The following is a 14157-nucleotide window of genomic DNA, read 5'->3' on the forward strand; positions in this document are numbered from 1 at the left end:
AAAATTATTGTCTGCAAATCTAATGAAGTGTACTTATCTAAGGTGTTAATACGTAGTTAAAAATAAAGATTCTTAACACTTTAGACAGGTAATTCTAGTGTTTGTAATTATATTTCTTAATTTTGCAAATTATTGTAAAACACATAATAACTAATATATGTTATCAGTTTCAAATTTATCAGTTCAATTTGGTAAAAGAGTACTTTTTGATGAAGTAAATGTAACTTTTACACAAGGTAACTGTTATGGTATTATTGGTGCTAATGGTGCCGGTAAATCTACCTTTCTTAAAATACTATCTAAAAAGATAGAACCAACAAGCGGACATGTTCATTTAGAGCCAGGTAAGCGTATGTCGGTTTTAGAACAGGACCACTATGCGTACGATGAATATACAGCATTAGAAACTGTAATTAGAGGTAATAAGGAATTGTTTGCCATTAAAAAGGAAATGGATGACTTATATGCGAAACCAGACTTTGGTGATGCAGATTCTGATAGAGTAGGTGAGCTTCAAATTATTTTTGAAGAAATGAATGGATGGAATGCTGATAGTGATGCTGCCGCGTTACTGTCTAGTTTAGGGATCTCAGAAGACTTACATTATACACCAATGGCCGACTTAGATAATAAGTTAAAGGTACGTGTTTTGTTGGCGCAAGCATTATTTGGTAACCCAGATGTGTTGATTATGGATGAGCCTACCAACGACTTGGATTTTGAAACTATTGGTTGGTTAGAGAATTTCTTAGCTAATTATGATAATACTGTAATTGTAGTATCTCACGACCGTCACTTTTTAGATGCTGTGTGTACTCATATTTCTGATATTGACTTTGGAAAAATTAACCATTATTCTGGTAACTACACCTTCTGGTATGAAAGTAGTCAGTTAGCGGCTCGCCAAAGAGCACAGCAAAACAAAAAGTCTGAAGAAAAGGCGAAAGAGTTACAAGAGTTTATTCAGCGTTTTAGTGCGAACGTAGCAAAATCTAAGCAAGCTACATCTCGTAAGAAAATGTTAGAGAAGCTTAAAGTAGATGATATTAAGCCTTCAAGTAGAAGATATCCTGCTATTATTTTTGAGCGTGAGCGTGAAGCTGGAGATCAAATTTTGAATGTAGAGAATTTAGCTGCTTCTATAGATGGAGAGGTGTTATTTAAAAATGTAGATATTAACCTTGCAAAAGGAGATAAGGTAGCAGTTATATCTAAAGACTCTAGAGCTACTTCTGCTTTCTATGAAATTATTAATGGAAAAATGGAAGCTGATTCTGGTGAATTTAACTGGGGAGTTACCACTACACAGTCTTATTTACCTGTAGATAACTCAGCGTATTTTGAGGTAGATTTAAATTTGGTAGACTGGTTAAGACAATGGGCTAAAACAGAAGAAGAGCGCGAAGAAGTATTTGTACGTGGTTTTCTTGGGAAAATGTTATTTAGTGGAGAAGAAGCATTGAAAAAGTGTAATGTACTTTCTGGTGGAGAAAAAGTACGTTGTATGCTAAGTAGAATGATGATGATACGTGCAAATGTTTTAATGTTAGATGAGCCTACCAATCACTTAGACTTAGAGAGTATTACAGCGTTCAATAATTCATTAAAGAATTTTAAAGGTACTGTTATGTTTACAACTCATGACCACGAGTTTGCGCAAACGGTGGCAACCAGAGTTATTGAATTAACACCTAACGGATGTATTGATAGATATTTATCATTTGATGATTATATGGATGATAAAAATATTAAAGAGCAACGTGCTAAAATGTATGAAGTTTAAACTTCAATTACCATAGATAATTAAAAAAGGAGCATTTATATAAATGCTCCTTTTTTAATTCAGTCTACAAGATTTAATTAGTTATCCATTAAATCTACATAAGCTTCTTCAATAACTTCTTGTGCTTGTATTACGTTTTCTCTTGGGACATAAACATTTAGTTTTTCAGGTACCTTTTGCTCGTTAGTAACAACATCTTTGTAAAAGTCATCATCTTCTAGAGAAGCTTTAATGCCATTTTCTATTAAACGTTCTTTAATCATTGTGGCAGTAATTTCTGTGCCTGTAAATACTTTAATTCCATTTTCTAGCCTCATATCTCAATAAAGAATTTTAATTTTTATTCAAAAATAAGAGGTTTTATAGAGAGTATGTAACTGATTAACAAGTTTTAATATTTGTGTTAACGTATTTTAAACATTTTCGTTCTCAAGAGAAGCTACAACCTCTTTGGAAAGTGTTAATTCATCTTTATGAACAAAAAGCTGAACATTATTAATAATTTTTGGAGCAAAACCGGCTAGTCTGCCAGACTCAGTTTCATCTTTAACTATAGGCTCAATTCCTTTTTCTTCAAGTGCTGCAATAATTTGTTTTGCAGCAATGCTTGAACCTTCAAAAACTTTTTCAAAATCTTTCATAATTACCACGCATTAAAATATTTTTTATTCCAAACTCTATTACTTACACTTTTGCCTTGAGCAAAACTAAAGTAGAGTGATAAACCAATGAAACCCTTCATTACAAATAATAATAAAACCCAAAACATATAGGGTTCTGGCTTCTTGGTAAACATACTTAAAGGTAGTGCTTTTGTAATAATTATGCTTACTATTGAAAGGAAGATTAATAGATTTAAGAAATTTTTAAAAGGTAGCATGGCTATTTTCCTAAAAGAACTTAAATCATTTCCCCATTTATGAATTAAATAGTAATAGCCATTACCCATAGGTGCAAATAATAAAGGGTCGTCTGCACTTTTTAGTTGAAAGAATTTAGCAGGAGCCATAAGGGATAGGTTCTTTATTGAGACTCCGTGTTCTAACTCTAATGCTTTTACTTTATCTAAAGCTTCTGTAGGTAAGGGGGCTTTAAAAATGGAGGCGCATAGAAAACGAAGTCGGTAGGTAATGCAAATTTCCTTTATTTGATCTACATGATATATCTTTGAGGTATCTAATAAGTCAAAATTAAAGTAATTTATTTCTGTTGTTCCTTTAGTCTTTATTTTTTCTAACGTAGTTTTTTGACTTAATATAGCCTTTACTTCCTCCATAACAACTGTTTCGTTTGCTTGTTTATTTCTAAGCAAACACAGTTTTTCCTCGATGTTTGTTTTCTTTAATGCCATTCTTATTTGGGTTTTGGTATTTTAAAAATAACCAAATAAGTACACTATATCAAGTATTTAGAAGAATGGGAGAGTGTTAATATATACTTAAATATATATTTTTAGATACTAATACGCTTTAAAGTTAGTTAAGTATATGTTATTTCCCAAGTTACATATTTCAGGTACAGTAGGTGATGTTTGAAATGTAGAATACCTGAAAAAAAAAGCCTTTGTAAAATTTTACAAAGGCTTTTTCTTTATATAAGAATATTGAATTTATCTTAGGGTAGCAGCAAATTGTTTTTCAAAACTACTCTGTAGTTTAGTCATCACTTTATCTATTTGCTTATCCGTTAAAGTTTTATTTTCATCTTGTAAAATAAAGCTTATAGCGTAGCTTTTTTTGCCTTCAGGTAACTTATCACCTTCATATACATCAAATAAGCTAACTTCTTTTAATAAAGCCTTTTCGCTTTGCTTAGCTACTTTGTATATGTCTTCAAAAGTAACTGTAGTATCTAATAATAGCGCTAAATCTCTACGTACTTCAGGATGCTTAGGAATATCAGTATATTGTACTTTATTAAATTTAGCTACTTCTAAAATATTATCCCAGTTAAAGTCTGCAAATAGTACTTCTTGTTTAATATCTAGAGCCTTTAAAACTTGCTTTTTAACTTTACCAAACTCAACTAATTTTGTGTTTTTAGCAAACGTAAGTGTAAGTCCTTCTGAGAAAACATCACTTTTTACAGGAGTAGTTTTAATTTTGTTAATACCCAGTCTTTCTAAAATAGATAAAAGAGTACCTTTTAAGTAAAAGAAATCACTTGTTTGGTTGGTTGTATTCCAGCTTTCTTTGTTTCTGTTTCCTGTTACAAAAATGCCCAAATGTTTTTGCTCAGAATAGGCGTCATATTTGTGGTATGACTTACCAAACTCATATAATTTAAGATCGGTTCTCCTACGGTTAATGTTATATGCTACTGCTTCTAAGCCAGAGAATAAGATAGATTGGCGCATTACAGCCAAATCATTACTCAATGGGTTTAACATGGTTACATTGTGTTCTTCACTTAATTGTTCGCTAAGTGAAACATAAGAACCTGTTGTTAAACTATTAGACATGATTTCATTAAATCCTTGAGCTACTAGTTGATTGGCAATAATGTTCTGAATTTTATAATCATCAAACTTAGATGAATGTGCCATTGAGGCATTTAATTTTTCAGAAAATTCAATGTTGTTGTAACCATATACACGTAAGATTTCTTCAATCACATCTGCTTCTCTCTGCACATCTACACGGTATGATGGAATGGTTAAACCAATACCAGCCTCAGTAACACTGTTTACCTTAATCTCTAACGATGATAGAATAGATTTAATGGTTTCTGTAGAAAGATTTTGTCCTACTAACTTATTTACTTTCTCAAATGTTAAGAATACTTGGAAGTCTTCAAACTTCTTAGGGTAGAAGTCAATAACTTCAGAGGTAATATTACCACCTGCAATTTGTTTAATTAATAATGCAGCACGTAACAAAGCGTATTTTGTAAAGTTTACATCAATACCTCTTTCAAAACGGAAAGAAGCATCTGTGTTTAAACCATGGCGTTTAGCTGTTTTTCTAACCGAAACAGGATTGAAGTAAGCGCTCTCTAAAAAGATAGATTTAGTATGCTCTGTAACCCCAGATTTAAGACCACCAAAAACACCAGCAATACACAATGGTTTTTCGTTATCATAAATCATTAGGTCGTCAGCATCTAAAGTACGTTCAACTTCATCAAGCGTAGTGAATTTAGTACCTGCTTCAGCAGTTTTAACTACTATTTTGTTACCTGTAATTTTATTAGCATCAAAAGCATGTAATGGTTGCCCTAATTCGTGCATTACATAATTAGTAATATCTACTACATTATTTTTAGGAGCTAAACCAATAGCTTTTAATCTGTTTTGTAACCAAGCAGGAGATTCTTTAATTTCAATATCGCTTATGGTTACCCCACAGTATCTTGGTGCAAGGTCTGTGTTCTCAACCTCTACATCAATTTTTAAAGTTCTGTTGTCTACATGGAAACTACTAACAGAAGGAGAAATTAATTCGGCGTGAATTTCTTTTTGTAAAAGACCCGCTTTTAAATCTCTTGCCACCCCGTAATGACTCATAGCATCTGCACGGTTAGGAGTAAGGCCTATTTCAAAAACTTCATCAGATTCTACCTCAAATATAGAAGCACAAGGTGTACCAGGTTCTAAATCTTCAGCTAAAACCATAATACCTTCATGACTTTTTCCTAAGCCTAATTCATCTTCGGCGCAAATCATACCAAAGCTTTCTTCACCTCTAATTTTACCTTTTTTAATGGTCCATTCTTCACCCTTGTCATCATAAAGAACGGTTCCAATAGTGGCTACAGGAACTTTTTGACCTTTTGCAACATTAGGAGCTCCACAAACAATTTGTACAACTTCGCCGTTTCCTAAATCTACTTTTGTAACTCTTAGGCGGTCTGCATTAGGGTGCTGCTCACATTCTAAAACGTGACCAACAACAATACCTTTAAGTCCTCCTTTTACAGATTCAAAAGTTTCAACACCTTCTACTTCTAAACCTAAATCGGTTAGTAGTTCAGATGTTTGATCAGAATTCCAGTCTACTTTAATAAATTGTTTTAACCAGTTGTAAGAAATTTTCATTGTACAATTTTTGAGATGCCAAAGATAATAATAGAAATGCTATTTTAAAGGGAATTTTACTGAAAGATTATCTTTAAACTATATTATTAAAGACCAAATAAACGTTGTAATTAATGAAATAGGAATCCCTAAGCCTAGAATCATATTGGCTAATTTAGGATTCAGGTTATAGTCTGCTGCTATAATCGCAGCCGTTACCATAGGCGCCATGGCGGCTTCAAAAATAGTTACTTGTTTTATAAGCCCACTACTTTGCATCAATAAACTCAATAATAATATAACACTTGGCGCTATCATTAATTTATACAGTAGGCTTAAACTTATAAGTCTAATATCGGTTCTCCAGTTTTTAATATTTAGTTGCAATCCTACAGAAAATAAAGCTAACGGGACTAAGGTAGCTCCTATGATATTTAAAAACTCTTCCATGGGACTATAATCAATAAAAGGAGCCGTAATTAGTGCAATTAATGATACTACAAAAGGAGGAAAGCTAAAAACCTTTCTTACCAAAAATAGCGGCTTCACCTTTGTTTCTTGTGATGCTTTTAGCGCTATGATAATTCCAAAAGTAGAGGTGATGATAAAACATGCTTGATCACAAAGTACTGCCACTTGTAAACCATTTTCAAAATAAGCTTGCGTTAATGGAAAACCTAAAAAAGATGTGTTTCCTAGCCCAGATACCAAAATAAGAGCAGTTTTGGTAGCGCGTGTCATGGCATATTTCTTAGCTATTAAATTGATAAAAAGGTACGATCCAATCCAAACCACTAAAGGCATAGATAACGGTAAGATGAGCTCGGTACTCCATTCAATTTTTGGTATGTATTTTAAAGCAAATGCTGGCAGTGCTATATTGATAAGCCAAGCATTAACCGATTTATGAGAATCTTGAGGAAGGTATTTGTATTTTTTAAGTAAAACACCACTTACAATACAGAAAAAGATAATTATAAAATTAATCATGGTTTTAGCTTATATAATTCCAAATAGTCTTGTTGGCTTGAATTTTTTTATAAGTGTTTAGTACCACTTTATTTTCTTCAAGTCTTAGGTTAGGGTCATTTTTCAAAAGTTTCATAGCGTAATACCTAGCAGCTTTTAAAATGTCGTTATCCTTTACAATATCTGCAATACGTAAATTAAGTACACCACTTTGTTGGGTGCCCATAATATCTCCCGGACCTCTTAGCTTAAGGTCTACTTCTGCTATTTCAAAACCATCATTGGTACGTACCATAGTTTCTAATCGGGTTTTAGAATCGTCAGACAGTTTATGACTGGTCATTAAAATACAGTAACTCTGTTCTGCGCCTCTACCTACACGGCCTCTTAACTGGTGTAATTGTGATAAGCCAAAGCGTTCTGCACTCTCTATAATCATAACCGAAGCATTGGGTACATTTACACCTACTTCAATAACCGTTGTAGCCACCATAATTTGAGTTTCACCTCTTACAAAGCGTTCCATTTCAACATCTTTATCGGCAGGTTTCATTTGTCCGTGTACAATGGATATTTGATATTTAGGAGCAGGAAAATCTCTGGCTATGCTTTCATAACCATCCATTAAATCTTTATAATCTAAGGTTTCAGATTCCTGAATAAGTGGGTATACAATATATACTTGTCTGCCCAAAGCTATTTCATCTCTTATAAATTGGAATACCTTTAATCTGTTACTGTCGTACCTGTGAACTGTCTTAATGGGTTTTCTTCCTGGTGGTAATTCATCTATTACAGAAATGTCTAAATCTCCATATAAGCTCATTGCTAGGGTACGAGGGATGGGGGTAGCAGTCATTACTAATACATGGGGTGGTATATCATTCTTATGCCAAAGTTTAGCTCTTTGTGCCACACCAAACCTGTGCTGTTCATCTATAATAGCTAATCCCAAATTATTAAACTGAACCTTGTCTTCTAGGATAGCGTGTGTACCAATTAAAATATGTAATGAGCCGTCTAGCAAGGCTTCATGTATTTCTTTACGTTCAGCAGTTTTAGTAGAACCTGTTAAAAGTCTGATATTAATAGGTAGTTTTTCAACTAGCTCTAATAACCCATTATAATGTTGTGTAGCTAAAATTTCGGTAGGCGCCATAATACAAGCCTGAAAACCGTTATCTATTGCTAATAGCGCACTTAAAAGTGCCACAATAGTTTTTCCACTACCTACGTCTCCTTGCAGTAATCGGTTCATTTGGGCATTGCTACCTAAATCTTTTCTAATTTCTTTAATAACCCGCTTTTGCGCATTGGTTAAATCAAATGGCAGGTGGTTGGCATAGAAATCATTAAATAAAACCCCCACTTGATCAAAGGTGTATCCTTTAATTTTTTGCTTTCTAATCAGGTTTTTTAAAATTAGTTGAAGCTGAATATAAAAGAGTTCTTCAAATTTTAATCGGTATTGTGCTTGAGCTAATTTTTGGGTTGTTCTAGGAAAATGAATATTAAAAAGCGATTCAGCTTTATTCATTAGCTTCAGTTCTTCCAATAGGTATTTAGGCAAGGTATCGTAAAATTTACCGCCAGATTCTCTAAATAACTCTTGTATTAACTGGTTCATTACCCTATTGGTAATTCCCATTTTAGTAAGCTTTTCGGTAGAAGGATATACCGGTTGCATGGCTGTTTTTAAACTAGCTTTATGATCTTCCAATAACTCCATTTCAGGATGCGGAAGACTAAACGTACCATTAAACCAATTACACTTTCCATAAACTACATATGGGGTGTTTAGTTTTATGCTATCCTTAATCCATTTATGGCCCTTAAACCACACCAATTCCATTTCCCCTGTATCATCTATAAAGGTAGCTACTAAACGTTTCCCGCGTTTTTGCTCTACCATTTTTAGATGCACAATTTTACCTACTATTTGTACTTCAGCAGAATTTCTGTGTAGCTGATTGATTTTGTAATAGTTGGTTTTATCAATGTATTTATTCGGAAAAAAATTGATGAGATCTTTATAATAATGGATGCCTAATTCTTGTTTTAAAAGAGTAGCACGCTGAGGGCCAACTCGTTTCAAATAATCAATTGGTGTATTTAAGAAATTAGGATTCATAGCGCTAATTTAGCTAAATTATAGCTTTTGCAAAGTCTGAATTTATTTTAATAAAACTAGCTATTTATTGTATTTTAGTGCAAATTATAAATACCTATAATGAATTTTAAGCATATTCTTTTTTTAATAACCGTTTTTGTTTCTTCTGTCGCTATTGCACAGCAAACCAAAGTGGCAGATTTTATTAAGGCCGATGTAGATGTAACAATTGACCCATATAAACAGCGTGTTAGTGGTACCGTTACTTATTTGGTAGACATACTAGACAAAACAGATTCTTTATACTTAGATGCTCAGCATACCAATTTTTCTGATGTTAGATGGAATGGGAAAAAGGTAACATATGAAGTTACTGATAAGTATTTAATTCTTCGAAAAAAGTTAAAAGTTAAAGAGGGGAATACACTTGAGTTTACTTATGAAACTACTCCAAAAAAGGCAATGTACTTTGTAGGCTGGGATTTTGAAGATGCCAGAAAACAAGTTTGGACCCAAGGACAAGGAAAATATACCAGTAATTGGTTACCTAGCTTTGACGATGTTAATGAAAAAGTGATTTTTAATCTATCAGTTGCTTTCTTAAAAGATTATGAGGTAATAGCTAATGGAGCACTGGTTAGTAGTAGTATGGTGAATGATACTTTGAAGAAATGGAATTATGAAATGCAGTATCCCATGAGTAGCTATTTATTGGCAATAGCTGCAGGTAAGTACAAGTATAAAACTGTAATGGCAGCTAGCGGAAAAGAATTACTATTGTATTACTACCCGAATTTGGAAAATAGATATGAGCCTACTTACAGATACTCTAAAGAAATATTTGATTTTTTTGAGAAAGAAATTGGCGTTCCGTTTGGGTGGAGTAATTACAAACAAATACCGGTAAAAGACTTTATGTACGGTGGTATGGAAAATACTACGGCTACCATTTTTAATGATAGTTATTATATAGATTCTTTATCTTTTGTAGATAGAAATTATGTAAACGTAAATGGCCATGAATTAGCACATCAATGGTTTGGTGATTTAATAACAGAGGCCACACCTGAAGATCATTGGTTGCAAGAAGGTTTTGCAACGTATTACGCTTTGTTGGCAGAGAAAAAAATATTTGGAGATGCTTATTTTAAGGCTTCATTATTTGATAATGCAGCACAATTAAAATACCAAGATGATAGTGGTAATGGCGAAAGTATTTTAAACCCGAAAGCTGGGAGCCTTACTTTTTATCAAAAAGGAGCTTGGGCGCTTGTGGCTTTAGCACATGAAGTAGGACACGATAACTTTAGAAAAGGTATTAAAAAGTATTTGCAAAAATATCAATACAAAAATGTAACTACCGATGAATTTTTGTTTGAAATAGAGAGTGTATCAGGTAAAAATCTAACAGATTTTAAAGAAAGATGGTTGGAGAATACGCATTTCTTGTATGAAGAAGCTATGCAGTTACTAGAGGATAAACCTTATTCTTTGCCTAATCTGGTGAATGAAAAGTTTAAAGATACCAGTAGTGTTAAAGCTACTGATGCCTATAAAGAGCTTTGGAATACCATGCCGTCAGAATATAAACAAAGGGTTATTTCGTATAGATATAATGTTTTAAAAGATTCCTTTTTTATTAAGTCTGCCTTGGCAGATAAAAATGTTTTGGTAAGACAGGCTTACATAGTACAAACACAAGAAGTGCCATCTTACTTACAGGAAACATTTGAAGGTTTTTTAGTAGACAGTAGTTACAATACCATTGAAAATGTACTTTATAAACTATGGATTAATTTCCCTGAAAAAAGAGGAGAGTATTTAGATAAAACAAAAACTGTAAAAGGATTTAACGATTTGAATATACGTGTGCTATGGTTGGCATTAGCTTTGGCTACACCAGATTATAGCGCTTTAGAAACCAAAGCATATTTTGATGAGCTTTCAGGGTATACATCTCCTAAATATGATTATAATGTTAGAGAAAAGGCATTTGGTTTTCTGTTGCAAATGGATGCTTTTACGAATGCTAATTTAAAAGATTTAGTAGATGGTTGCTTGCACCACTCTTGGAGTTTTGCTAGCCGTTGCAGAACTATTTTAGATAAACTTTTAGATGACCCTGTGTATAAAGAAAGATTTCAAAACTTATTAGAAAAATTGTCTGATAAAGAACAAAACTATTTAAAAAAGAAACTATGAGAGCACTTGTAATATCGGGTGGAGGTAGTAAAGGAGCATTTGCTGGTGGGGTAGCACAATACCTTATAGAGGAAATGCATAGAGATTACGATTTGTACATTGGTACTTCTACCGGTAGTTTACTTGTGAGTCATTTGGCGCTAAAGAAAGTAGATAAGATTAAAAAAATATATACTTCTGTAAATCAAAAAAGTATTTTTAGTCACAATCCATTTACCATTACTAAAAAGCACGGTCTTACTAATGTAGGGATTAATCACTTTAATGTATTGCTTAACTTTTTAAGAGGTAAAAAAACCTTTGGAGAAAGTGTAAATTTAAAAGTGCTTTTAAATAATTCTCTTTTAAAGGAAGAGTTTTTAGAATTGAAAAATTCTGAAAAAGATATTGTAGTTACGGTTTCTAATTTATCTTTAAATTCTATAGAATATAAGTCTATAAAAGATTTTGAATATGAAGAATTTATAGAGTGGATGTGGATTTCTTGCAACTATACGCCATTTATGAGTTTAGTAGTTAAAAACAATTGTGAGTATGCAGATGGAGGTCTTGGGGTTATTGTACCTATTGAAGAGGCGGTAAGGAGAGGGGCTAAGGTAATAGATGTAATTGTATTACAAACAGAGGTAACACAGTTTAATAAACTACCTTCAAAAAATCCCTTTTCTCTACTAACAAATATGTTTGGTTTTATGTTAGATAGAATATCTCACCAGAATATTAAAATAGGTAAGTTTTCTGCTAATCATAGCAACGCTATTTTAAACTTCTATTATACACCTATAGTATTAACCACCAACTCTTTAATATTTGATGAACAAAGTATGCAAAAGTGGTGGAAAAGTGGTTTTGAATATGCTAAATTGAAAAATAAAGAGACTAGCCAATTAAATATTTTAGACTCTTAACTATATAATTCTTGTACTTCTTTTCTAATATAAGAAATAGCGGTAGCAGAAGGAGAGTTTTTATCTAAAAACTCATTTAAAATAGCTTCTCTTAATTTACCAGAGGTTTCTATTTTATCACTCATAGCAATTTTTCTTATTACCTGAATAGTGGCATTTTTTGCTGCTCTAATAATGTTCCAACATTCATCAGTTACATAAATCTGTTGTGATATATTGTGTACAAACTCACTTTCAATTTGTTGAATCAATAAGTTCTCGTAAGCATCTTTATCGTCAGATTGTGGTACCACATTAATAATCAGGTTTGCAGGTCTAATACGCTCTACAAATAAAGTCATTCGCTCATAAGCTTGTAAGCGCAATGGTAAAATGTCTTTTTGAGCTTCTTTATGTAATAAATATCTTCTTCTTCCTTCTTCGTTTTTGGTGTGCGTATTAAAAAAATAAAAAGCAATTAAACCTGTTATTACAGCAGGTAAACAATAAAAAAGAAGTTGAACAATCTGGTTTTCCATGAGTATGTTTTTAGCGTGACGAATTTACTATATTTTTTAAACTATTAAAATCAATTCTTACCTCCAAGGTATTCACAATCTTTTAATTTTTGTACCCCATCAAAATCAACTTTAGTTTTGTGGTATTTATAAATTGCTGCTAATGTTTGGGTTAAGTTTTTGTCGCCTAGGTTCATTTCAACATCATCCATTGTAAATTGGCATGGATGCTCATATCCACAGGCATGTGTAAGCTCTAAAAATTCTTTTTTAAAGTTATGGAAATATTGTGCTAGCCTGTCAGATTTCAGCGGAATGTCAATACCGTTTTGCAACCATTTATTTTGGGTAGCAATACCTGCCGGGCATCGGTTGGTATGGCATACTTGTGCTTGTATACATCCAATACTCATCATAGCTTCTCTTGCTACATTAATAAGGTCTGCACCCATAGCAAAAGCTTTAGCTGCCTGAGCAGGGAAACCTAATTTACCGCTGGCAATAAATACCACACGGTCTGCAATATCATTTTCTTTAAATAGTCTGTAGACATCTGTAAAACCATATATCCATGGTAACGAAACGTGGTCGGCAAAACTCGGAGGTGCAGCACCAGTACCACCTTCACCACCATCAATAGAGATAAAATCAGGGCCTTTATTGGTCGCTTTCATAATATCTATCAACTCTTTCCAATGGTCTAGTTTTCCTATAGCAGCTTTAATTCCTACTGGTAATCCTGTTTCTTTAGCAATGGTTTCAATAAATTCAACCATTTCTTTCACTGTTGAGAATGCGCTATGGTATGGTGGAGATATAATATCTTTCCCCATAGGTACGTGTCTGATATCAGCAATTTCTTTGGTTATTTTTTTGCCAGGTAAAACACCACCTTTACCAGGTTTAGCTCCTTGAGATAGTTTTATTTCAATTGCTTTAATACATGGATTTTCTTCCACTAGCTTTTTAAGTTTAGCTATTTCAAAGTTTCCATGTTCATCTCTAATACCAAAGTAGGCTGTTCCTATTTGAAAAACTACGTCAGCACCATTTTTATGGTACGGAGATAAACCACCTTCACCTGTATTATGAAATGCATTTGCTTTTTTTGCTCCGATGTTTAAAGACTCTACTGCTTTTGCAGACAGAGAACCAAAACTCATTGCAGAAATATTAATAATAGAAGCAGGTCTGTAAGGTTTTAAACGGTTGTGATAGGCTCCTATAATTTTAGCACAGGGTATAAAGTCGTTTTGCTCTAAGTTCGGGTGTCCTACCGGCATTTTATAAGGCAACATAGTGTTGTTTATAAATACATAGTTTTGAGAAAAAATATCTCTATCGGTACCAAAACCTTTGTAGTTGTTCTCATTTTTTGAAGAGGCATATACCCAACTTCTTTCAATACGGTTAAACGGAAGTTCTTCTCGGTTGTTAGCTACTAGGTATTGTCTTAATTCTGGACCAATACTTTCTAGCATATATCTAATATGCCCAACAATTGGGAAGTTATGACTAATAGAGTGTCTTCTTTGAATAAATATATCTCTTATAGCTACAATGGCTAGGGCAATTAAAATCCAGCCCCACCATGGTATTGAACTTAGAGTTTCTAACATGTTTACTTTAATTTTGGGTGTCAAAATTAAGCATTCTAAAGTATAAAAGTGTTT

Annotated in this window: 11 protein-coding genes; 3 read left to right on the plus strand and 8 right to left on the minus strand. The window is 32.9% G+C overall.

Features of this window, described 5'->3' with window-relative positions:
• The first annotated feature begins 157 nt into the window (after nt 1-157).
• Complete coding sequence (locus Y10_RS08020) at nt 158-1783, plus strand: ABC-F family ATP-binding cassette domain-containing protein (RefSeq protein ID WP_281764868.1); 1626 nt, start codon at nt 158-160, stop codon at nt 1781-1783.
• Between the two features lie 77 nt (nt 1784-1860).
• Here the strand turns inward: Y10_RS08020 and Y10_RS08025 are convergent, their stop codons facing one another.
• The 6 genes from Y10_RS08025 to recG all read right to left on the minus strand — a co-directional run bounded on the left by Y10_RS08025 (nt 1861) and on the right by recG (nt 8898).
• Nucleotides 1861-2100, minus strand: coding sequence for a hypothetical protein (locus Y10_RS08025; RefSeq protein ID WP_281764869.1), 240 nt, complete (start codon nt 2098-2100; stop codon nt 1861-1863).
• A 96-nt stretch (nt 2101-2196) separates the two neighbouring features.
• Complete coding sequence (locus Y10_RS08030) at nt 2197-2424, minus strand: putative signal transducing protein (RefSeq protein ID WP_281764870.1); 228 nt, start codon at nt 2422-2424, stop codon at nt 2197-2199.
• Nucleotides 2425-2426: 2 nt separating this feature from the next.
• On the minus strand, nt 2427-3134 hold the full coding sequence (locus Y10_RS08035) for a hypothetical protein (RefSeq protein ID WP_281764871.1): 708 nt from the start codon (nt 3132-3134) through the stop codon (nt 2427-2429).
• A gap of 258 nt (nt 3135-3392) precedes the next feature.
• Nucleotides 3393-5819, minus strand: a complete 2427-nt coding sequence (gene pheT, locus Y10_RS08040) for a phenylalanine--tRNA ligase subunit beta (protein ID WP_281764872.1) — start codon at nt 5817-5819, stop codon at nt 3393-3395.
• Between the two features lie 78 nt (nt 5820-5897).
• The gene (locus tag Y10_RS08045) at nt 5898-6788 is read right to left on the minus strand and encodes an AEC family transporter (protein WP_281764873.1); all 891 of its coding nucleotides are present in this window, start codon (nt 6786-6788) and stop codon (nt 5898-5900) included.
• A gap of 4 nt (nt 6789-6792) precedes the next feature.
• The gene (recG, locus tag Y10_RS08050; RefSeq protein WP_281764874.1) at nt 6793-8898 is read right to left on the minus strand and encodes an ATP-dependent DNA helicase RecG; all 2106 of its coding nucleotides are present in this window, start codon (nt 8896-8898) and stop codon (nt 6793-6795) included.
• Between the two features lie 99 nt (nt 8899-8997).
• Here recG and Y10_RS08055 point away from each other — a divergent pair, with 99 nt between their 5' ends.
• On the plus strand, nt 8998-11079 hold the full coding sequence (locus tag Y10_RS08055; RefSeq protein ID WP_281764875.1) for a M1 family metallopeptidase: 2082 nt from the start codon (nt 8998-9000) through the stop codon (nt 11077-11079).
• Nucleotides 11076-11987 carry a patatin-like phospholipase family protein gene (locus tag Y10_RS08060; protein WP_281764876.1) on the plus strand — a complete coding sequence of 304 codons (912 nt, stop codon included), beginning with the start codon at nt 11076-11078 and terminating at the stop codon, nt 11985-11987. Before Y10_RS08055 ends, Y10_RS08060 begins: the two co-directional genes overlap by 4 nt.
• Here the strand turns inward: Y10_RS08060 and Y10_RS08065 are convergent.
• A complete protein-coding gene (locus Y10_RS08065) occupies nt 11984-12505 on the minus strand; it encodes a DUF7935 family protein (RefSeq protein ID WP_281764877.1) in 522 nt (173 codons plus the stop codon). The two genes, Y10_RS08060 and Y10_RS08065, sit on opposite strands and share 4 nt — an antisense overlap.
• Before the next feature lie 50 nt (nt 12506-12555).
• The gene (locus Y10_RS08070) at nt 12556-14103 is read right to left on the minus strand and encodes an FMN-binding glutamate synthase family protein (protein ID WP_281764878.1); all 1548 of its coding nucleotides are present in this window, start codon (nt 14101-14103) and stop codon (nt 12556-12558) included.
• Between the last annotated feature and the right edge of the window lie 54 nt (nt 14104-14157).

The organism is Neptunitalea lumnitzerae (assembly GCF_027924185.1).
Taxonomy (GTDB): domain Bacteria; phylum Bacteroidota; class Bacteroidia; order Flavobacteriales; family Flavobacteriaceae; genus Neptunitalea; species Neptunitalea lumnitzerae.

Excerpts from the sequence above, each read along its gene's own strand:
- Y10_RS08035 (WP_281764871.1), bottom strand. The coding sequence starts at position 3,134 with ATGGCATTAAAGAAAACAAACATCGAGGAAAAACTGTGTTTGCTTAGA.
- Y10_RS08030 (WP_281764870.1), bottom strand. The coding sequence starts at position 2,424 with ATGAAAGATTTTGAAAAAGTTTTTGAAGGTTCAAGCATTGCTGCAAAA.
- Y10_RS08065 (WP_281764877.1), bottom strand. The coding sequence starts at position 12,505 with ATGGAAAACCAGATTGTTCAACTTCTTTTTTATTGTTTACCTGCTGTA.
- Y10_RS08055 (WP_281764875.1), top strand. The coding sequence starts at position 8,998 with ATGAATTTTAAGCATATTCTTTTTTTAATAACCGTTTTTGTTTCTTCT.
- Y10_RS08020 (WP_281764868.1), top strand. The coding sequence starts at position 158 with ATGTTATCAGTTTCAAATTTATCAGTTCAATTTGGTAAAAGAGTACTT.
- Y10_RS08045 (WP_281764873.1), bottom strand. The coding sequence starts at position 6,788 with ATGATTAATTTTATAATTATCTTTTTCTGTATTGTAAGTGGTGTTTTA.
- pheT (WP_281764872.1), bottom strand. The coding sequence starts at position 5,819 with ATGAAAATTTCTTACAACTGGTTAAAACAATTTATTAAAGTAGACTGG.
- Y10_RS08025 (WP_281764869.1), bottom strand. The coding sequence starts at position 2,100 with ATGAGGCTAGAAAATGGAATTAAAGTATTTACAGGCACAGAAATTACT.
- recG (WP_281764874.1), bottom strand. The coding sequence starts at position 8,898 with ATGAATCCTAATTTCTTAAATACACCAATTGATTATTTGAAACGAGTT.
- Y10_RS08060 (WP_281764876.1), top strand. The coding sequence starts at position 11,076 with ATGAGAGCACTTGTAATATCGGGTGGAGGTAGTAAAGGAGCATTTGCT.
- Y10_RS08070 (WP_281764878.1), bottom strand. The coding sequence starts at position 14,103 with ATGTTAGAAACTCTAAGTTCAATACCATGGTGGGGCTGGATTTTAATT.